The organism is Streptomyces sp. NPDC059832, from assembly GCF_042731715.1.
Taxonomy (GTDB): Bacteria; Actinomycetota; Actinomycetes; order Streptomycetales; family Streptomycetaceae; genus Streptomyces.
Window position 1 is genome coordinate 1 of record NZ_JBHWIY010000030.1, and the last position, 19532, is coordinate 19532.

A 19532-nucleotide genomic window follows, 5' to 3' on the forward strand; every position below is an offset into this window, starting at 1 on the left:
CCGCAGCACCGCCGAGGGTGCTGCGGCGCCGGGGTCCTACTTGGCGGTCGGCGGAGTGGTCTTCTTCGCGGCGGGCTTGCCCACGGGCGCCTTCCTGGCGGGCGCGGCCGGGGCCTTGCTCTCCGGCTTGGCGGCCTTCGGCGCCGGCTTCGGCGCGGGCTTCGGCGCGGGCTTCGGCGCCGGTGCGGACTTCGCCGGGCCGGGCTTGGCGGCCGTCCCGGTCCTCGCGGTGCCCGTCGGCCTGGACTCCTTGCGCGGCTCGACGACGACGGCGATCTCGACGATCTCGTCGGCCGTCTCGCCACGCCAGTTCTTCACGGTCTGCTCGCCGCGCTCGGCGACCTTCTCGTACGTCTCCCGGGCCCGCACCGCGTACTCCGCGGCCACGCCCAGGCTCCGCATCGCCAGGTCCTGCGCGTTCTCGCCCAGCTTCCGCAGGTCGCTGTCGAACGATCCGATCACCTCGGTGACCTTGGCCTGCATGGTGGCCTGCGCCTCCTTGGCCTGCGAGGTCACCTTCTCCTGCACGGCCTTGGGGTCGGCGTTGCGCACTGCCTCGATACGCTCCGGCGCCTCGGCACGCAGCTGCTCGATCAGCGCCGGAACCTTGCGCGCCTGCTCGACGGCGAGGTCGGCCGTACCGGCGGCGAAGTAGAGGGGGGTCGGGTCGGTGAGGGTCTTGCGCAGGTCATCGGTGATGGCCATGACTGTGGTCCTCCCGGATCATCAGACTCAGTGTGAGGGTTTCTCTGGCGTTGAAGGCGTTGACGGCCTTGACGGCGTTGAAGACGGTGACGGCTTCGAGGCCGCATCGGCACCGGCGTCCGGCCCTGATTCGTCGCCGGTCTCCGATCCGGCCGCGACGCCGGATTCCGGTCCGGGCTCGAACCCGTTCTCCCTGCGGAAGGAGTCGTAGATCTGCAGCAGGACACTCTTCTGCCGCTCGTTCATGGACGGATCGGCCAGAATCACCGCCCGCGTCTCCAGCTCCTCCCGCTCCCGCTCGTCCAGAATCCCGGCCCGTACGTAAAGGGTCTCGGCGGAGATCCGCAGCGCCTTGGCGACCTGCTGCAACACCTCGGCGCTCGGCTTGCGCAGCCCGCGCTCGATCTGGCTGAGGTAGGGATTGGACACCCCGGCGGCATCGGCGAGCTGCCGCAGCGACAGCTGCGCGTTGCGCCGCTGCTCGCGCAGGTACTCACCGAGATTGCCGACGTTGAGTGATGCCATGTCCCGATGGTGCGCCACCCTTGCTAACTTTTGCAAGCAGACGCTTGCAAAAGTGCGCCACACCACTCGCATGGCCTCTCGCGACCCGGCACGCCGGCCGTTGTCCTGTCTCTGTGAAGTTGAGGCAGTCCCGGTCTTCATGAGGCATCCGGTCGCACGTCTCGATCAATCTCGGGCATCTGATGAGGTGTCTCGGTCAATCTGAGGCACGGGCCGTCTCTGTCTTCTACGGTCGTTACAGCTGGTCAGCGCGCCGAGTGGGGGCTGGTGGAGGCAGGGGATTTCTGGCTGGAGTACATCGACAGCCGGGGCGAGTCGCATGGTGGGCCGCCTGAGGTGGTGTGGCCTGTGTGCTTCGAGGCGGTCGGGCAGGTTCGGGGGTTTCCGTCGTATCGAGGGCAGCGCAATTTCCCCGGCTGGTACTGGGCTGCGACCAGCGCCGAATTGGTGGGTTACGAGTCGTGGGTGGAGCTCAGCCATCTGATGCGGCTGGATGCCGATCCGGAGGTGATCGGGGTGGCTTCCCAGCCGTTTCGGCTGTCGTGGCGGTACCCCAGCGGGCGTCGGCGGATCAGGCACACGCCGGACTGTTTCGTACGTCGTCGGGACGGCAGGGCCGTGGTGCTGGACGTGCGTCCGGACGAGCTGGTCGAGGCGGAGGACGCGGCGAAGTTCGCGACCACGGCCGTGGCCTGCGCCCGGGTCGGCTGGGGCTACGAGCGGGTCGGGGTGATCGATCCGGTACTGGCGGCGAATCTGCGCTGGCTGTCGGGCTACCGGCATCCGAGGGTTCGGCGTGAGCCGGTGGCGGAGTGTCTGCGGGCGGTGTTCGCCCAGCCGCAGGGCTTGCTTGCCGGGGTCCGGGCGGTCGGAGATCCGATCGCCGTGCTGCCGGTGCTCTTCCATCTGCTCTGGCAACGGGAGCTGGCCGTGGATCTGGTGGGCGAACGGTTGTCGGCGGCGACGGTGGTGCATCCGGCACCTGTCCCGGCGAGGGAGGTGGAGAGCGGTGACGGCGCGTCCGCGGCTTCTGTCTCTGGGTGACCGGGTCCGCTACGAGGGGCGCGAGCACAGCGTTGTGGCTTTGCATGGAACGGCGGTGAGGCTGATCGGCGATGCCCAGGCGGCGAGCGTGGTACTGCTGGGGCATCTGCTGGCCTCCGAGGGGTTCGCCGTGATCGGCACGGGTCCGTCCCGCCCGCCGTTGCCGCAGGAGGGGGTGCTGGATGGCCTGCCTGTGGAGGAGGCGGAGCGGGTCCGGTGGTGGCAGCGGCACCTGACCGAGCTGATGACGGGCCATCCGGATGCCGATCACGGCACGCCGGTGAGAGCCGAGTACGACCCGGACGTGCGCTCGGTGCGCCAGCGGGAGCTGGCCAAAGTCGCCGAACTCCGGGAGGCCGGCGAGGAGGTGGCCTTGAGCACGCTCCAGCGGCTGCGCGCCCGTTTCGAGCGCGAGGGGGTGGCGGGGCTGGTGGACCGGCGGCTGGTCAAGCCCTCCACGGGGACGGGCCGAGCCGATCCGCGGGTGGTGGTGGCGATCGAGAAGGTCGTGAACAGCCGGACCGACGAGGCGACCGTGTCCGCGCAGGTGCTGCGGCGCCAGGTCGAACGGCTCCTGGCGGACGAGCACGGCGTCGGGACGGTGACGATGCCGTCGCGAGCCGCGTTCTACCGGCTGCTTCAGGCGGTCTCGACGGGACGGCATCTGCTGGGCTCGGCCCGCACACGCCGTTCACTGGGCAAGCAGCCGAAGCGGATGTTCGGGCAGCTGGCGGCAGCGCGGCCGGGCGAGGTGATGGAGATCGACTCCACACCGCTGGACGTGCTGGTCGTGCACGACGACGGGACGGTGGACCGCTGAGAACTGACCGGGCTGGTGGACCTGGCGGCAGTAATGCTGCGTCCGTCGACGAAAGCGGTCGACGCCGCGCTGCTGCTGGCACGGGCGATGACACCGGAACCGGTGCGGCCAGGCTGGTCGGACGCACTGCGCATGTCCCGGTCGGTGCTGCCCTACGCCTCGCTGCTGCCGCTGGACGAGCGGCTGGCCAAGGCCGCCGCAAAGCCGGTGATCGTCCCGGAGACGGTGGTCAGCGACCGGGGGAAGGCATACATCTCGGACAACTTCCGCAACGCCTGCCGTCACTTGGGAATCTCGTTCCAGCCCTCACATCCCGACACCCCGACCGACAAGCCGCACATCGAGCGGACGCTGGGCTCGGTCTCGACGATGTTCGCCCAGTACGTTGCCGGTTACACCGGCCGCAGCGCCGAGATGCGGGGCAAGGATCCTGCCGCGCAAGCGGCCTGGTCCATCCACGAACTCCAAGAACTCTTACAGGAGTGGGTCGTCGCCGTCTGGCAGACGAGACCGCACGACGGTCTACGGGACCCGCTGATGCCGGACCGTCCGCTGAGCCCGAACGAGAAGTACGCCGCGCTGGTCTCGGCGGCCGGATACGTGCCGGTCGCCCTGGCTCAGGAGGAATACATCCAGCTCATGCCCCGTGAGCGACGGGTCATCGGACCTGGCGGAGTGCGGATCAACAACCGCACCTACGACGCCCGCGCGCTCGGACCTCACCGGCGCCAGTCCTCGGGGGCCGGTCCGGACGGCAGGCTCTGGGAGGTCCACTACGACCCTTACGACATCTCCCGTGTCCTCCTCGGGCTGCCTGCAATCTCTCCCCGGCACAACACCGTCGACATCACCAGCGCCGTCTGCCAGGTCCTCATCGAGGCCCGCACCGGCCTGGTCCTGGTCGACGAGATCCACCTGATGAACCTGGCGACCACTGCCGGTGAAGAACTGTCCGACCACCTCAAGTACTTCACGGAGCACCTGCCCGCGACCTATCTATGCAGGCATCGACGTCGAGCACTCCGGACTGTTCACCGGCATCCGCGGCGGCCAGATCGCAGGTCGCTGCACCCTCCTGCACACCGGACCCTTCCCGCTCAACTCCGAGTGGAAAGCGCTGGTGGCAACGATGGAGGCCACGCTCCGGCTCCACCACCACACGGCCGACACCCTCTCCGGCCTGCACCCCTACCTCCACCAGCGCACCGGAGGCATGATCGGAAGTCTCTCCCACCTGGTCCGGGCCGCCGCGATCTCCGCAATCCTCGACGGCAGCGAACGAATCACCCGCCGCCAGCTCGACACCATCCACGTCGACCACGCCAGTGAAAGGGCCTTCCGGGGCGAAGCCCGACGCGGCAGGACAGCCTGATGACTGGCCGCCAGAGAGGCCCTGCTCCCGTCACCTCACTGCCATTCACTCCAGTCCTGCTCCGTCCGCTGCCACATACGGTTACCCCGTTCGCGAACGAAACACTTAACTCCTACCGTCGGCGCCTCGCTGCCGTGAACCAGACCGAGTTGCGCACCATGCGCAACCCCTCACGCTGGCTCCAGTGCCCGCTCAACGAACTGGAACGGCTGGAACTCATCAGCGGCCAGCCCCGCACCACCCTGCTCTGGGGCATCGACCCCGAGGCATCACACTTCCGTGGCTCCGCAACGGCCTTGTCGGCTTGGTGGAAGCCGTCGCAAATCTGACTCACAACGGTGAACCCGAAGATGCCTCATCTTGACTGACCATCACGACGCATCCGCGTCGTGATCGACGAGGGACATCTCGGATGCCAGAGCGCGGGCAGTGTCCGCGAAGTACTGCTCGTCGGCACCAGGGGCAAGACCGAGGGGGACGCCCTGGCTGAGCCCGACGAACAGTGCCCTGAGCGCGGTGGTCAGGCGTTGCGCCTGTTGCGACGTCACGGTGCTTCCGTTGTGCGACCTTCCGGTGAACAGCGCAATCAGATGGTTCTCCTGCGACCGGATGGACATGGCAAGTTGGGACCCCAAGTCCGGGTCATGCAGGGCCATGTCCAGCAGGGTGATCTGGAGCGACAGGCGAGACACCGCGTCCGGGGCGTCACAACTGCGCCGGTAGTACCGGGCAAAGGCGTTGACCGCTTCCAGCAGATCGAGCCCAGCGGGAACCGCCTGCTCGACCTCCTCGTAGTACGGCCGCAGGTAGTCGGCGACCAGAGCGACCACCAGGCCGTTCTTGCTCCCGAATAGTGAGTAGATGGCGCCGGTGGTCAGGTCGGCGCGTTCGGCGATCTCATCAAGCCTGGCCCGGTACCCGTCCCGGGAAACGACCTGGAACGCAGCATCCAGCAAGGCCCGGCGGTTGCGTTCCTTGGTCTCCGCTCTCGTCATTCTCATAGTTTGATTATTGCCGTAATCTCGTTACGGAACCACTCGGGACGAACTCCAGGGAGGACCCTCATGGCCCAGTTCGTAGCATCGCGGGTGACCCGCCAGACGGTCGGGGCCATCGCCGACGGCGCCGTCAAGGTGTTGCTCGCCGCTGTCTACATCGCCGGCGCTGCCCCGCTCGGCCGGTTACTCGGCACGCCAGCCTGGCTGATGGTCGTCTCAGGCGTGGCCCTGCTGATCGGCGGCGGCATCGAGATCAGATACACACGCAGCCGGTCGATGCGCACTTACACGCAGCTCATGATTGCCTACGACAGCGGCTGGGTGTTGGCGGCCCTGGCTGGCCTCCTGATGGCGCGGCAGGGCAGCAACGCCGGGGGCGAAATGTGGATCGGGTACCAGACAGCCGCCCCCATCGCGTTCGCCGCACTGCTGATCGCCGCTGCCCCTACGCAGATGACCTCGGACACTCACGCAGAGGACGCCACCCGATGACGGCGGGATCAACCGCCGCCGATCCAGACGGAAGGAAAGATCCTTCGGCTTCCAGCGCAGCCTGTCCTCCAAAAGCGCGACCGCCTCGGATTGAGCGAGACAGCCAACCCGTCCGCGTCTCGCTCAAACTGAGGCACCCCAGGTCAGGCACTCACGCTGCCTCACCTTGAGCGAGACCGGACACCGGCTGTCCGTTCCCAGTGCTTGTGAGGGTTTCCCGCTGGATCTGCTCGGCGAAGTGATCGAGTCCCGATCAATCTGCGCGGCGAATGTCCTGTCTCGCTGAAGCCGAAGCAGTCTCGGTCGATGTGAAACATCGGGCTGTACGTCTCGCTCAATCTCGGGCAACTGCCCCTGTGTCTCGCGTGTCAGCCCGGCGCGTCCATCAGGGCGGTGACATAGGCATCCAGCCGCTCCTCCACAGCTCGCGTCGTCAGCTCTGTTCTCCCGGCCTCCCGCCACGGCTGCGACACCGACTGCACTTCCTCCGAGGCGGCCAGCGCGTCCCGCACCCGCCAGTACAGCCGATCGCTCACGCTCGCAGCCAGCACACCGCCGGCCTCCTCGTACGCCTCGGCGAACCGCAGCCCCCAAGCCGGGCCGTGCAGCAGCGCGAGATTGACGGAGCAGTGCGCCACATCGAGATCGGCCGGGCCCCAGGAGGCTCCTGCCCAGTCGATGACGCCGGTGATCCGAGCGCCTTCCGGGTTCGAAGGCGACACGTCGAACAGCACGTTGCCGGGTTGGAAGTCCCGGTGCAGGAAGCGCCCTTCATAGGGTGGCGCGGGTCTGCGGATCACTTCGATAGCCGCGGCCCATACGGCCGCGTCGGCGCCCTTGGGAACCACGACGGTGTCGGCCGTCGTCAACGTCGTATATTCCCGGGGCCGCTCAGCGGGGTACACCGCGTGGATCGCAACAAGTTGACGGGCCAGCAGGCGCACACGCGCCTCCACTCCCATGTCGTCAAGGACCGTCCGGCCCGCCAGATGGGTCATCAGGAGCGACGGATACTCGCACTGCGCGGCGGCCGGATCAACCGCGACCAGTGAAGGAGCCGGCACGGCGGTCCCCGCGAGCAAGGCCAGAGCGCCGGCCTCCCCAATCAGCCCGTCCTCGGCGTTCTCCATGTAAAACGGGTCGACGTAGCTCCGCAGCACCAGGTCACGGGTGCCTCCGTCCCGTATGCCGATGATCAGCCTCCGCATCTCGGCGGTGATGCCGCCGTGCAGCGCCTCGGCTTTGACGATCCGTTCGCCAGCTTCCAGGTGCCGACTCACCCAAACCAGCGTCAACGGTCGGACGGTCGCGGTCTCATCGTGGTCCATCACCGTGCCACCTCATCATCCGGGCGGCGGCACGGGCGATGGCTTTTACAGGTACCGACGGCCGTGCGGCTCAGTCCTTCCAGCAAGCCTGGATCCGGACGCAGATGCTCTAAGAGGCGCAAGACAGAAGTCAGTTGGGCGAGGCAGACGGACACTCGGCATCTCACTCAACCTGAGACACACCAGGTCAGACGGCTGCCGTGCCTCAGCTCCAGCGAGGCGGGACAGCGAAGTCTCCCGTGGGCTGAGCTACGGACGTCGCGCGACGAAGACGAACTCCTTGCCTGGCCGGTCAGGAGCGTCGTGTACGTCCTCCACCACGTACCCCTGCGCGATCAGCTCCGTCTCGACCTCCTGCCGCTCACGGAAGCGCAAGGTGGAGTCCGACGCTGGTGGGCGAGCTGGTGGGCGCGGTGCAGATGGGCTTCAGCACGCGGCAGCTACCGGGCGCACTGGGCGCGCTGCGCCGCCGCTTCCCGCGGCTGGAGGTCACCGTCTTCGAGGAGCCCAGCTCCGCCGAGCTGGAGCGGCTGGGGCGCCGGGGCGTGCTGGACCTCGACGGGCAAAAGCGCAGTCGGTGCCCCGACAGTTGACCTTCACCTTGGGGAAAGCCACAGCATCGATGGGCCGGGCGATGTGCCCGGCATGAGGAGGAGCGAGCATGGGGCTGCTGACCATCGGGACGTTCGCGAAGGCGTCCCGCCTGTCGCCGAAGGCGCTGCGTCTTTACGACGAGCTGGGACTGCTGACCCCCGCTCGCGTCGACCCGGTGAGCGGCTACCGCCTCTACGCACCGGAACAACTCGACCGGGCCCGGCTGGTCGCCTGGCTCCGGCGCCTGGGGATGCCCCTGGCCCGCATCCAGCACGTCTGCACGCTGGAGTCGGCCGCGGCTGCCCAGGAGATCCGGGCGTTCTGGGCCCGGGTCGAGGCCGACACCGTCGCGCGGCGGGACCTCGCTTCCTTCCTCATCGACCATCTGTCCTGGAAGGACCCCACCATGTCTCCGACCACCAAGCCCCTGGGAATCCGTTACGCCGCCCTCTCCGACCCGGGCCTCGTCCGCGAGAGCAACCAGGACACCGCCTACGCCGGGTCCCGTCTGCTCGCCGTCGCCGACGGCTACGGCAGCGCAGGAGCCCCGGCCGGCGCGGCCGCCGTCGACGCGCTCAAGCGCCTCGAAGCCGACAGCATTCCGGCCGGGGAGCTCCTCAACGCCCTCGAAGACGCCGTCGAGCAGGCCAAACGGGCCGTCAACGGCGTCGCCGGACCCGGCTCGCCCGAAGAGGCCGGCACCACACTCACCGCGATGCTCTGGACCGGCTCACAGCTGGCCCTCGTCCACATCGGCGACTCCCGCGTCCACCTCCTGCGCGACGGAGAGCTGTTCCAGATCACCCACGACCACACCATGGTGCAGTCGATGGTCGACGAAGGACGTCTCACCCCGGAGGAAGCCGCCTCCCACCCGCAGCGGGCTCTGCTGGTACGAGCCCTGGGCCGAGGAGCCGATGACACCCACGACATGCGCCTCCACGACGCCCGGCAGGAGGACCGGTACCTGATCTGCTCCGACGGCCTGTCGACCGTCGTGCGGACAGCGGAAATCCGACGGGTGCTCTCCGAGATCAGTGAGCCCGCGCAGGCCGTCCGCGAACTCATCGCCCTCGCCAACGGCTCCGGCGGCCCCGACAACGTCAGCTGCGTGGTCGCCGATGTCGTGGAGCTCCAGCAGTAGGAGCGAGCGGCACGCACTTCGGGCTGCACCCGATCCGCGGACGAACGATCACGCTGCCTACGGTCGGGCGGGGCACCGACCGTAGGCCTGTCCGTCACGGGCAGGGTGCGGTCGAGCAGGCAGTCCTCGACCGCCCTGCTGGCACCGCGATCCCGCACCACCCTCCGTAGCCACTTTTTTGTGGGTACTTGGCGGCGGCCGGCAACGGGGCGAACCTGGTGAGGGGCGGCCGGAGGGCTGCCTGATCCGGGCGGGACGCGGGGGTGGCGAGGCGATGAGTCAGGAGGACGACCGGCCCTCGGTGAGTTGTTCCAGACGACGGTGGCCCCAGTCGGAGAGGGGCGCCAACGCCTCGGAGAGGTCCCGGCCGAACGCGGTCAGGGAGTACTCGGTCCTCAGCGGGAGCTCGTCGTACACCTCCCGGTGCACCAGTCCGTCGGCCTCCATCTCGCGGAGCGCCTGAGTCAGCACCTTCTCGCTGAGACCCGGCACCTGCCGACGCAGCTCGCCCGGTCGGTGCGGGCCGGACTCCAGCAGCCAGAGCAGAGCCGTTTTCCACTTTCCGTCGATCACAGCGATAGCTGCGGTCACCCCGCACACATTCGGGTCCTGGGCACGACTGCGCACCATTTCCGCCCCCTTCTTTCACTGATCACCCATGCCTGTACAGGAGTTGAACCATGCCCTCACACACCGAGCAGTCCGCCGTCACCGTACTCGGCCTGGGGCCGATGGGCCGGACCTTGGCCGGCGCGTTCCTCGATGCCGGCCTGCGGACCACGGTCTGGAACCGGACACCGGACCGGGACCGGGAACTCGTCCAGCGCGGCGCCGTAGGCGCCCGGTCGGCCGAGGAGGCGGTCGTCGCGAGCCGGGTGACCGTGGTCTGCGTGGTGAACTACGACGCCGTGGACGCCGTTCTGCGGCGCGACGCGGTCGCCGACGCCCTCAGGGGCCGTACGGTGATCAATCTGACCGCCGACACCCCGGCCCGCGCCCGGGACGTCGCGGCGTGGGCGGCGGAGCACGGGATCGGCTATCTGGACGGTGCGATCATGACGCCGACCACGACCATCGGAACACCGGCCGCGGTCCTCATCCACAGCGGCCCGCAGGAGCTCTACCGCGAGCACCGGCCGGTACTGGACGCACTGGGCGGCACCCATACCCACCTAGGCGAGGAGATCGGCCGGGCCGCGGCGTACGACGTCGCGCTGCTCGACATCTTCTGGACCGCGATGGCGGGCTACGCCCACGCCCTGGCGGTCGCGCGGGCGGAAGGAATCACCGCGCGGCAGCTGGCCCCGTTCGCCAAGGGCATCGGCGCCATTCTCCCGCCGATCTTCGAGGAGACCGCGGCGGACGCGGACGACGGAAGGTTCCCCGGTGACGGCAACCCGCTCACCTCCGCCGCGTCCTCCATGGCCCATATCGTCCACGCCTCCGAGGCCCACGGCATCGACGCCGCCGTGATGCGCGTGGCCGAGGGCCTGGCCCGCCAGGCCATCGGCCACGGTCACGGCGCCGACGGATTCCTCCGGATCACCGAGCTCCTGAGCCGCCGCTGAGGGAACGCCGCGCCGCGCCCGTCAGCCGTCGAGCGGCGTCAGGCCGAGCCGCTTCGGGCGTTCCGGTCCGGGCAGTACGCCGATGGCAACGATCTGCCCCGTCCGTGACGGTGACGGCCATGACGGACAACGGCCGGCCTCACGCCCGTCCGGGCAGGCTTTGCCCCGTCCCGGCGCCAACGGGTGCGCCGACGGCCCGACCAGGCCCGGCAGAGGCACGCCCCTGGGTAACGTATGCGGAAATATCCCCATGCCGGAGATGGATCCCCATGGATGACGACGTGGATGGCGGCGTGGATGGCGGCGACGCCCGCTCCGCAGGCCGAGGCGAGAACGCGGCCGCGGGACCCGCTGCGCGGGGGCGTGGCCGCGGGCGCGGACACGAACTCGCGCGCGGCGGTGCCTCGGTGGTGCCGAGGGCCGCCGTGATCGCGGGTGGCGGAGCGCTGGCGGTCTGGGAGCCCGCGTTCACGCTCGGCGCCTACAACGTCATCTTCTACTACCAGATGTTCACGCTCTGGGCGGTGTCGACGGCCGTGCTGCTGGCCGGCTTCCTGATGCGCGAGCGCGGGCCGCGCCACGGCTGGATGTACTGGGCCTGCCTGGCGCTGCCCAGCGCATGGCTCGTCCTCGCCGCCGTCGTGCCGCGCAGCGGCAACTGGCTGGACGAGGCGCTCTTCCTGATCGGCGGCATCATCAGCGTCATCGGTACCCCGCTGTTGACCTGGGTGCTCCTCCAGCTCCTGCTGTTCGGGGAGTCGGAACTCTCCGCCCATCAGCGGAAGACGGTCATCGGTGTCGTCGCGCTCGTCGGCACACTGGCCTTCCTGCTCGGCCAATTCAACGATGTCTTCCTCACCTGCGGAGACTTCGACATCAGCGGCAACAGCGTCCCCTCCGGATGCAGACCGGGCCACGCCTCACCGCTCGGCTGACCCGTGCCGGCGTTTGGGCCGGGGCGGCGGCCCGTACGCCCGTACCAGGGCGTTGCGCACGGCAACGCGTCCGGCCGCCCGGAACGCCCCTCGGTGGGAGTCGACCTCGTGCACCTTGATGCGCCGCAGAACGACCGCCACCGCGACGGCCGTTGCGGGCTCCCGGTCGGCGAGAGCGGCCAGTTCCTCGCGCACCCCCTCGATGAAGCCCTCGTGGAACGAGGCGGTCTCCTCGGCCGGCAGGCCTTTGGCCGACGCACTGTCGGCGACCTCGAACTCGACCCCTTCCTCCCAGGGCTCGAAGTCCGCGACGACCTGCGCGAAGTCGGAGGGACAGCCGGCCTGGCGCGCGTACGTGGCCTGCACGTCCCGGATCGGGTGAGGCGGGAAGAATCTGGTTCCGGGGGGCGGTTCGAGGGCCATCGGCCCACGGTAGCCGAGGCCGGAATGACTGCCGGAATGAATGAATGTGACGATCCGGCACTCCGGGCGCGATGCTGCCCCCATGACCTCCTCACAGATCGACCCGACCCCCGACTCCGGTCCCACGCCCACCACCAGTACCACCAGCACCTCCGGTCCCGGTGTCTTCGAACTGGGCGGCGCCGTCACCATCCCGCGGCTCGGCTTCGGCGCGATGCAGCTGCCGGGGCGGTGGAGCGGGCCGGCCGGTGACACGGCGAAGGCCGTGGCCGTGACGCGGCGCGCCGTCGAGCTCGGGGCGCGGTACATCGACACCGCCGCCTTCTACTTCTCCCCCACCCACCGGGCCAACGACCTGCTGCGCGAGGCGCTGTTCCCGTATCCCCCGGACGTCACCATCGCCACCAAGGTCGGCCCGCTGCGGGACGAGACCGGTGAGATGTACGCCGAGGCCCGCCCCGACCAGCTGCGCGGGGAGGTGGAGCGGAATCTGGAGTCCCTGGGGGTCGACACTCTCGACCTGGTGCATCTGCGGGTGGGGCGGCTGAGCTCGGACGTCGCCGATCCGATCGGCGAACGGTTCGCCGTACTGGCCGAACTGCGCGAGGAAGGGCTGATCCGTCAGCTCGGCATCAGCAATGTGACGAGCGGGCAGCTCGCGGAGGCCCGGTCGATCGCGCCGGTCGCCGCCGTCCAGAACCGGTTCGGCGTGCTCGACCAGGCCGACGCCGCCCTCGTCGACGAGTGCGCGGACGCCGGTATCGCGTACATGCCGTTCTTCGCGCTCGGCGGCGGCCACGCCGAACTCGCCGGCGAGAACCTCCGGAAGGTGAGCGAGCGGCACGGCGCGACGGCGTACCAGGTGGCCATCGCGTGGGGCCTGGCCCGCTCGCCCTCGATCGTGCAGATCCCCGGCACCGCTTCGCTCGCCCACCTGGAGGAGAACATGGCCGCCGGACGGCTGGCCCTCGACGAGGACGACATGGCGCTGCTCGGGCGTCGCGGCTAGGGCCTTTCGTTCGGATCGAGCCGGATCGGGCCGGATCGGGCCGGATCGGGCCGGGCATCCGCGCCCCGGCACGGTCCGGCCCGTCCTGGACGAGAGCCCTGGACGGCCCGCAGGATGCTCATGGAGATCGAGGCCGGTTCCGCACGCGGACCCGGTCGCCCTGATTCCCGGAGCACCGCCCCGGCCTACGATCGCCGCACGATCTCAGAGAGGCAGGCACGACATGAAGGTCCTGATCGCCGGAGGCGCGGGGTACATCGGCAGCACGATCGCGTCCGCCTGCTCGGACGCCGGGATCACCCCCGTCGTTCTCGACAACCTGGTCACGGGCCGACGGGAGTTCGCACAGGGGCGGGCCTTCCACGAGGGCGACATCGCGGACGGCCCCCTGATCGACCGCGTCTTCGCCGAGCACCCGGACATCGACGCCGTCGTCCACTGCGCGGCACTGATCGTGGTCCCGGAATCGGTCGCCGACCCGGTCGGGTACTACCGGGCGAACGTGGCCAGGAGCCTGGAGTTCGCCGGCCATCTGCTGCGCAACGGCTGCACCCGCATGATCTTCAGCTCGTCCGCCTCCATCTACGCCGCCGGTGCCGATCTGACGGTCGACGAGGACTCGCCCATCGAGCCGCAGAGCCCGTACGCACGCACCAAGGCGGTGTGCGAGGCGATGTTCGCCGACATCGCCGCCTCCCAGCCGCTCCGGGTGCTGTCCCTGCGCTACTTCAACCCGATCGGCGCGGACCCGAAGATGCGCACCGGATTGCAGCTGCGGCACCCGAGCCATGCCCTGGGCAAGATGATCCAGGCACAGGAGGAGGGTGTTCCGTTCCAGGTCACCGGGACCGACTACCCGACCCGCGACGGTTCCGGTATCCGGGACTACGTCCATGTCTGGGACCTGGCCGCCGCGCATGTGGCCGCGCTCGGCGCCTTCGACGCCGTCCTGCCGACGGCCGGCTCCACCGTCATCAACCTGGGCACCGGAACGGGTACCACCGTGCGCGAACTCCTCGACGCCTTCAACGAGGTGATCGACACCCCCGTGCCCGCCGTGGCCGCCGGAGCCCGGCCGGGCGATGTCGCGGGGGCGTACACCCGGAGCGACCGGGCGGAGCGGCTGCTGGGATGGCGGCCGAGGTACTCGCTGACCGAGGGCATCCGCCATTCCCTGGAGTGGGCCGCCGTCCGCGAGGACGTGCTCGGCGGCTCCGCGTAGGCCCACGGCGGCTCCGTACGCCCGCCGGGGATCACGGGACAGCCCTTAGGATCCGCCCATGGCTATCGACCCCGGCTACACCTGCTCCTGCTGCGGCGAACACCACGCGGAACTCCCGATGGGGTACTCGACCATGGCACCCGATGTCTGGGACGCGAGCCTGGAGAGCGACCCCGACAGCATGCTCTCCACCGACCAGTGCATCGTCAGGCACGAGCACTACTTCATCAAGGGCCTGATCGAGATACCCGTGTTCGGGAGCGAGGAGCCGTTCTCCTGGGGGGTCTGGGTCTCGCTCAGCCGGGAGAACTTCGCCCGCGCCCTCGATGTGTGGGAGACCCCCGGCCGCGAGTCCGAGCAGCCGTACTTCGGCTGGCTGAGCACCGAGCTGGGGCTGTACTCGCCCCGCACGACCAACCTCAAGACGAACGCCCATACCCGCCCGATCGGCCGGCGCCCCCGCATCGAGCTGGAGCCCACCGACCACCCGCTCGCCGTGGAACAGCGCACCGGCATCACCCTGGACCGGGTACGGGAGATCGCCGAAGCGGTGCTGCACGCCGACGACGTCCGGGCCTGAGCGCCCCGCCGGGACCCGTTGCTACCGCTGTTCCCCGAGCCCCGTCCGCAACTGCACGAAGGCGAGTTCGGCCGACTCGACCGCGTCCGCGTACACCTGTTCCGCGCTCTCCCCCGCGTCGATCCGCCGCCAGTTCTCCAGGGCCAGGATGCGCAGTACGGCGATGATCTGGCCCGCGGCCAGCCTGTCCCGCACCCGGTCGCCCAGCGCACGGGCGAGCGCCGCCTCCGAGCGGCTCTGATAGGCGTACAGGCGGGCCACCAGGGACGGCGTCCCGTACAGGAGACGCTGGTACGCCAGCACCTGCGGCACATCGCAGAGCCCGGTGACCGGGTCGCCCCGCTCCAGGCCGTCCAGGAAGTTGCGGCGCAGGGCGTCCAGGGGGGATTCGGTGTCCGCACGGGCGGCGACCACGCGGGCCGCCTCGTCCTCGTGGTCGGCGAACCGGTGCAGGACCAGGTCCTCCTTGGCCGGGAAGTACCGGAACAGTGTCGGCTTCGAGATGTCGGCCGCGGCCGCCACCTCCGCCACCGAGACCTTGTCGAAGCCCCGCTCCAGGAACATCGTGATCGCGGCTTCGGAGACCGCCTGATAGGTCAGCCGCTTCTTCCGCTCCCGCAGACTCATCTGCTCGTTCCCGGGCTTCTCTCCGTCCATGAGCATGAAGCGTACGCCCCCGGCTGCAACCGGACTTGACCTCCGGGAGGGGTCGCACGCGCCCCCGACCAGCCGGGAACCGGCAACTGGAGCGACGCAATCCGTATGTCTGAGGTGGTGACCGGGACAAGCCGCGTTGACATCGGCCCCGACGGGCTCTCAGGCCCGGGACCGCGCCCGCGCCTCCACCAGGACCTCGATCCCGTCCAGCACCCGTTCCAGCCCGAACCTGAATTCGTCGTCGGGCTCGCGCGGCGCCCCCAGCACCTCGGACTCCAACAGCCGGGAGAGCGACGGATGGCGTACCGGGTCGACGAGCCGGTTCAGGGTGCGGGTGTAGCCGTCCGTCACCTCCCGCGCCGGGATGCCGCGCGCTTCCACGGCGGCCGCGAGATCCCCCATCAGCAGCGCCTCGTTCCGTACGAACCCGCTGACGAGGAGGATCACGGAGACCTCCTCGCCCGCGTCCAGGCCGGTGCCTTCGAGGGCCTGGAGGCCCTGCTCCCACCAGGCGACGGAGTTCGGGCTGGCGGGCGGGCCCGAGACGGGGATACGGAGCATCCACAGGTTGCGGTGGAAGACCCGGCGCTGCGCCCACGCCCACTGCGTGAGCGCCTCCCGCCAGCCGGCCCCGCTCTCCAGTGCGGGCAGCGGGGGCGGCGGGCCCATCGCCGCCTCCTGCATCAGGACGTACAGCTCGCCCTTGGCGGAGACGTACCGGTAGAGCGACATCGTCGAGGCCCCCAGGTCCTTGGCGACCCGCCCCATCGACACCCCACCGAGCCCCTCGGCCGCCGCCACCGCCACCGCGGCGTCCACGATGCGCGCCAGACTCAGCCCCGGCTTCGGCCCCTTGACCGGCCGCGCCCGCAACCCCCAGGCGGCCTCGATACTGGCCGGCAGGCCCGTACCGCCCGACGAGTCCTTCTCTTCAGTCACCTGAACCCCCACCTTCCCTCGATCCCATCCTAGATATGCGTACCGCGTACACAATTTCGTGCACTACGCACACGGGGAGGCCGGTCGAGGAGCGGCGGCGATGCGGGGGTTCGACGGGAACCGGTTCCTCAGAACACGTCCGGGCACCAGGCCCGCCGCCCTGTTCGGAACATCCCTTCCGCCACCGCCACCGCACCCGGGGTGAGTTCCTCGACGCGGCCCAGGGCCGCCAGCCGGACGGGGGACTCGTCGCCCAGGTAGAGGGTGCCCAACTCCCTTACGTCCAGGGCGAGATCGGCGTCGGCCGTGGTGGGGGTGCAGATGGCGCCGGAGGCGGAGGCTTCGAGGCGGTAGCGGCCGGTGGTCAGGCCCGCGGCGTCGTGGATGTCGAGGGTGAGCGTGCCGGGTACCGCGTAGGTGCGGGCCTCCAGGGCGCGTACGACGTCCAGGACGCGTACCCACAGCCAGTCCGCCTGAGTCACGACGCGGGCCGCGCGCGGGTCCGGGAGGAGGAGGGGCAGCAGGTCGTCGGGGGCGCGGTGGCCCGAGCGGACCGTGGTGATCCAGTCGATCGAGCAGACGAAGTGCCACAGCGCGCGCTCGGCGGCCGGGGTGACGGCGATCTGTCCGAGCACCGTGGCCCGGTTCAGCGGCTGTTTGGCATCGCCCCAGTTGTCGTCGGCGCGGTAGGCGATCAGGCCGTCGGCCTCGCCGGCCGCGTTGCTGTAGACCGCGTAGAAGGGCTCCGTCCAGGTCTCGGGGCCGGGCCGGACCTCGCCGGTGTTCACTTCCCACCAGCGCGCGTCGCGGTTGATCACACCGTGCTGCCGGGCGCGCAGCCGGTCGTGGATCACCGGGCCCAGCTTGCGTACGTCCGCGCCGCTCACCAGGTCGATCCGGCCGCCGTCCTGCGCGGACGGGCCCGACCAGCGCGGGTCGAGACCCGCCCTCGGTACGTCGATCTCCCACTCGGTGGTCCAGGCCGCCGGGCCGAAGCCGTACCGCCCGTAGATCGGGTACTCGGCGGCGATCAGCGTGGCGACCACGTCACCGCGCTCCTTCGCCGCCGCGAGGTCCGTGGCCATCATCCGGCTGAGCAGCCCGCGGCGGCGGTGCGTGGGCGACACCGTGACATTGGAGATCGCGTCGGCCGGCACCGCCGCACCGCCGACGACCGTGAGCTCCTGCGCGAAGGAACGGAACGTTGCCACGCACCGCCCGCCGTCGAACGCGCCCTGCGTGCGGGCGAGATCGGTGTGCGGAAGGCGCCGCTCCGCCTCCTGTTCCGTCCCCGTCGGCGCTTGCAGGAAACCGGTGTGCTTGGCGCGCAGCCAGTCGGGGAACTCGGCGGCGGTGATCGTACGGACGTCAAGAGCCATACGGACCACGCTAGGCACACGACCCACCGGATGTCGCCCGGTTTTCCGCCGCCGCGGAACGGGCTGGTCAGAAGGCCGCCCGGATCTCGCCGACCTCCCCGCCACCGCCCAGCAGCGGCGCGTGTCCGATCCGGGAGACCACCGGGGCGTCGATGCCGAGCAGGCGCAGCGAACGGGCCAGCACCGGCCCGAGCGCCCGCGTCGCACCGTCGTCGATCTTGAAGGCCAGCGCCCGGCCGTCCGGCAGCGCCACCGCCTGCACCGCCTCGGCGCCCATCTTGGAGAGCGTGCCCGGCACCTCCCGCATCAGCCAGGTGTCGGGGCGACGGGTTCCGGCCACGTACTCGGGGTGGGCCCGCATCGCGTCCCCGACCCGGCGCTCCGCCGTCCCGGGCTCCGCCAGCACGAAGGAACGGAAGGCCCGCGCCAGGCCCACCAGGCTGATCGCCATCAGCGGCGCCCCGCACCCGTCCGTACCCACCGCCGCGACCGGCTCGCCGGCCGCCTCCTCGACGACCTGGTGGACCAGCTGCTGGAGCGGGTGCGACGGGTCGAGGTAGGACTCCTGGTCCCAGCCGTTCACCGCGCACACCGCGAGCATCGCCGCGTGCTTGCCGGAGCAGTTCATGGTGATCCGCTCCCGGACGTGGCCCGCGGCGAGATACGCCTCCGCCTCCGCCGGGTCCAGCGGCAGATCGGGCGGGGTCTGCAGATCACCGGGCGTCAGTCCGTGCTCGGCGAGCATCGTGCGGACGAGTTCGAGGTGGAAGCCCTCGCCGGAGTGGCTCGCGGCGGCCAGTGCCAGCCGCTCCCCGGACAGATCGAGCCCGGCCCGCAGCACGGCCGCGGCCTGCATCGGCTTGTTGGAGGAACGCGGGAAGACCGGCGCCGTCGAGTCGCCCAGGGACCGCTCCACGCTGCCGTCGGCGGCCAGGACGACCAGCGAGCCCCGGTGACGGCCCTCCACGAAGCCGGACCGTACGACCTCGGCCAGGACGGGGAGAGCGGGGGATATGGCGGATGGGGCAGCGGGGGCGGCGCTGGAGGTCATGGTGGCCTTCCGGGGACGGGCGGAACCCGCCCCCGGAAGGGTCGCTTCAGGCGAGCAGGTCGTCTACTTGTGCTTCACCGTCACGGTACCTGCGGGCGATCTCCGCGCTGCAATCGTCCGTGGTGCGTTGCAGCTGGTGACGGCGGCGGGACACCTGCTGTTCGTAGCGGACCAGGCGCCCCATCGCGGTGTGCAGCTCTTCGTCCGTACGGGCGTCGAGGTCGGAGAGTTCGACCTCGGCGAGCGTCTCGGCGGCCAGCCTGCGGTACTCGTCGCTGCGTGGCGTGGTGAGCGTGACGTGCCGGGCGGAGGAGCGGTGCAGGGACGGGGTGTCGGCGAGGATCTCCGAGAGCCGGTCCACCACCGGTGTCTCCGGATCCAGCCGCCGGGCCAGTTCGGCCCGCAGGATGTCGATCCGGCCCTGGACGAGCCGGCGCACATAGCTGAGGTCGGCCTCGTCGCGCTGCGCATCGCGGCGCAGGGTGCGCAGCTCGGGCAGCCGGAGGGCGCCCAGCTCGGGCTGTGGCCCGGCGGACAGGCCGTCCTCCAGACCGTGGCCGGTTCGCTGCACGGGTGGGCGCATGGTGCTGGTGCTGGTGCTGGCGCCGGTACGCGTGACCGGTACGGCGCCGGGGGACTGCCCGGTTCCATAGGTACTCATGCTTGTGTCCATCCCCTCGACCGGTGCGTCGGCACACCGCCTTCCGAGCATGGTGCCACTCCAGTGGGCCCTGTGTGGATGCTCTG

At 70.1% G+C, this 19532-nt stretch carries 22 protein-coding genes and 2 pseudogenes; 12 read left to right on the forward strand and 12 right to left on the reverse strand.

Going from position 1 to position 19532, the window contains the following annotated elements; all coding sequences use genetic code 11:
• Positions 1-36: 36 nt before the first annotated feature.
• Positions 37-705: a hypothetical protein gene (locus tag ACFV8T_RS35155; RefSeq protein ID WP_385335515.1), complete on the reverse strand. Its 669-nt coding sequence runs from the start codon at positions 703-705 to the stop codon at positions 37-39.
• Between the two features lie 27 nt (positions 706-732).
• Positions 733-1230: a helix-turn-helix domain-containing protein gene (locus ACFV8T_RS35160; protein WP_385335517.1), complete on the reverse strand. Its 498-nt coding sequence runs from the start codon at positions 1228-1230 to the stop codon at positions 733-735.
• A 348-nt stretch (positions 1231-1578) separates the two neighbouring features.
• Here ACFV8T_RS35160 and ACFV8T_RS35165 point away from each other — a divergent pair, with 348 nt between their 5' ends.
• From ACFV8T_RS35165 to ACFV8T_RS35180, 4 genes are all read left to right on the forward strand, one after another.
• Positions 1579-2274: a TnsA-like heteromeric transposase endonuclease subunit gene (locus ACFV8T_RS35165; protein WP_385335675.1), complete on the forward strand. Its 696-nt coding sequence runs from the start codon at positions 1579-1581 to the stop codon at positions 2272-2274.
• A gap of 55 nt (positions 2275-2329) precedes the next feature.
• Entirely contained in the window at positions 2330-3094 is a 765-nt protein-coding gene (locus ACFV8T_RS35170; RefSeq protein ID WP_385335519.1) for a hypothetical protein, read from the forward strand.
• 33 nt (positions 3095-3127) lie between these two features.
• Positions 3128-4423, forward strand: coding sequence for a Mu transposase C-terminal domain-containing protein (locus ACFV8T_RS35175; protein WP_385335521.1), 1296 nt, complete (start codon positions 3128-3130; stop codon positions 4421-4423).
• A gap of 177 nt (positions 4424-4600) precedes the next feature.
• Positions 4601-4795, forward strand: a complete 195-nt coding sequence (locus tag ACFV8T_RS35180; RefSeq protein WP_385335523.1) for a hypothetical protein — start codon at positions 4601-4603, stop codon at positions 4793-4795.
• 42 nt (positions 4796-4837) lie between these two features.
• Here the strand turns inward: ACFV8T_RS35180 and ACFV8T_RS35185 are convergent, their stop codons facing one another.
• Positions 4838-5461 (reverse strand): TetR/AcrR family transcriptional regulator, encoded by a 624-nt coding sequence (locus tag ACFV8T_RS35185; RefSeq protein ID WP_385335677.1) that lies wholly within the window; start codon positions 5459-5461, stop codon positions 4838-4840.
• A 69-nt stretch (positions 5462-5530) separates the two neighbouring features.
• Between ACFV8T_RS35185 and ACFV8T_RS35190 the strand changes: the two genes are divergently transcribed.
• Positions 5531-5956 carry a hypothetical protein gene (locus ACFV8T_RS35190; RefSeq protein ID WP_385335525.1) on the forward strand — a complete coding sequence of 142 codons (426 nt, stop codon included), beginning with the start codon at positions 5531-5533 and terminating at the stop codon, positions 5954-5956.
• A 368-nt stretch (positions 5957-6324) separates the two neighbouring features.
• On the opposite strand, the gene ACFV8T_RS35195 is transcribed toward ACFV8T_RS35190, so the two are convergent.
• Together ACFV8T_RS35195 and ACFV8T_RS35200 are read right to left on the reverse strand one after the other, a co-directional pair.
• On the reverse strand, positions 6325-7284 hold the full coding sequence (locus tag ACFV8T_RS35195; protein ID WP_385335527.1) for a phosphotransferase family protein: 960 nt from the start codon (positions 7282-7284) through the stop codon (positions 6325-6327).
• Between the two features lie 249 nt (positions 7285-7533).
• Positions 7534-7671 (reverse strand): annotated as a pseudogene (locus ACFV8T_RS35200) (SAM-dependent methyltransferase); the annotation flags it as partial.
• Positions 7672-7673: 2 nt separating this feature from the next.
• Between ACFV8T_RS35200 and ACFV8T_RS35205 the strand changes: the two are divergent.
• Both ACFV8T_RS35205 and ACFV8T_RS35210 read left to right on the forward strand, forming a co-directional pair.
• Positions 7674-7841 (forward strand): annotated as a pseudogene (locus tag ACFV8T_RS35205) (LysR family transcriptional regulator); the annotation flags it as partial.
• A 104-nt stretch (positions 7842-7945) separates the two neighbouring features.
• The gene (locus tag ACFV8T_RS35210; protein ID WP_385335529.1) at positions 7946-9022 is read left to right on the forward strand and encodes a MerR family transcriptional regulator; all 1077 of its coding nucleotides are present in this window, start codon (positions 7946-7948) and stop codon (positions 9020-9022) included.
• Positions 9023-9301: 279 nt separating this feature from the next.
• On the opposite strand, the gene ACFV8T_RS35215 is transcribed toward ACFV8T_RS35210, so the two are convergent.
• Positions 9302-9652, reverse strand: coding sequence for a winged helix-turn-helix transcriptional regulator (locus ACFV8T_RS35215; RefSeq protein WP_385335531.1), 351 nt, complete (start codon positions 9650-9652; stop codon positions 9302-9304).
• 50 nt (positions 9653-9702) lie between these two features.
• Between ACFV8T_RS35215 and ACFV8T_RS35220 the strand changes: the two genes are divergently transcribed.
• Both ACFV8T_RS35220 and ACFV8T_RS35225 read left to right on the forward strand, forming a co-directional pair.
• Complete coding sequence (locus ACFV8T_RS35220; RefSeq protein WP_385335533.1) at positions 9703-10590, forward strand: NAD(P)-dependent oxidoreductase; 888 nt, start codon at positions 9703-9705, stop codon at positions 10588-10590.
• 269 nt (positions 10591-10859) lie between these two features.
• On the forward strand, positions 10860-11525 hold the full coding sequence (locus ACFV8T_RS35225) for a hypothetical protein (protein ID WP_385335535.1): 666 nt from the start codon (positions 10860-10862) through the stop codon (positions 11523-11525).
• Here the strand turns inward: ACFV8T_RS35225 and ACFV8T_RS35230 are convergent.
• On the reverse strand, positions 11511-11948 hold the full coding sequence (locus tag ACFV8T_RS35230) for a hypothetical protein (protein WP_385335537.1): 438 nt from the start codon (positions 11946-11948) through the stop codon (positions 11511-11513). The two genes, ACFV8T_RS35225 and ACFV8T_RS35230, sit on opposite strands and share 15 nt — an antisense overlap.
• 82 nt (positions 11949-12030) lie before the next feature.
• Here ACFV8T_RS35230 and ACFV8T_RS35235 point away from each other — a divergent pair, with 82 nt between their 5' ends.
• The 3 genes from ACFV8T_RS35235 to ACFV8T_RS35245 all read left to right on the forward strand — a co-directional run bounded on the left by ACFV8T_RS35235 (position 12031) and on the right by ACFV8T_RS35245 (position 14759).
• Positions 12031-12957: an oxidoreductase gene (locus ACFV8T_RS35235; protein WP_385335538.1), complete on the forward strand. Its 927-nt coding sequence runs from the start codon at positions 12031-12033 to the stop codon at positions 12955-12957.
• 223 nt (positions 12958-13180) lie between these two features.
• Positions 13181-14179 (forward strand): UDP-glucose 4-epimerase GalE, encoded by a 999-nt coding sequence (galE, locus tag ACFV8T_RS35240; protein WP_385335540.1) that lies wholly within the window; start codon positions 13181-13183, stop codon positions 14177-14179.
• Between the two features lie 58 nt (positions 14180-14237).
• A complete protein-coding gene (locus ACFV8T_RS35245) occupies positions 14238-14759 on the forward strand; it encodes a DUF2199 domain-containing protein (protein ID WP_266416217.1) in 522 nt (173 codons plus the stop codon).
• A gap of 21 nt (positions 14760-14780) precedes the next feature.
• Here the strand turns inward: ACFV8T_RS35245 and ACFV8T_RS35250 are convergent, their stop codons facing one another.
• The 5 genes from ACFV8T_RS35250 to ACFV8T_RS35270 form a co-directional block, all read right to left on the reverse strand.
• Positions 14781-15422, reverse strand: coding sequence for a TetR family transcriptional regulator (locus ACFV8T_RS35250; protein WP_385335542.1), 642 nt, complete (start codon positions 15420-15422; stop codon positions 14781-14783).
• 153 nt (positions 15423-15575) lie between these two features.
• Entirely contained in the window at positions 15576-16355 is a 780-nt protein-coding gene (locus ACFV8T_RS35255) for a TetR/AcrR family transcriptional regulator (RefSeq protein ID WP_385335544.1), read from the reverse strand.
• Positions 16356-16483: 128 nt separating this feature from the next.
• Positions 16484-17734: a GNAT family N-acetyltransferase gene (locus tag ACFV8T_RS35260; protein ID WP_385335546.1), complete on the reverse strand. Its 1251-nt coding sequence runs from the start codon at positions 17732-17734 to the stop codon at positions 16484-16486.
• Positions 17735-17801: 67 nt separating this feature from the next.
• On the reverse strand, positions 17802-18785 hold the full coding sequence (locus tag ACFV8T_RS35265) for an asparaginase (protein WP_385335548.1): 984 nt from the start codon (positions 18783-18785) through the stop codon (positions 17802-17804).
• A gap of 46 nt (positions 18786-18831) precedes the next feature.
• Complete coding sequence (locus ACFV8T_RS35270) at positions 18832-19446, reverse strand: ABC transporter substrate-binding protein (protein WP_385335550.1); 615 nt, start codon at positions 19444-19446, stop codon at positions 18832-18834.
• Positions 19447-19532 lie beyond the last annotated feature (86 nt).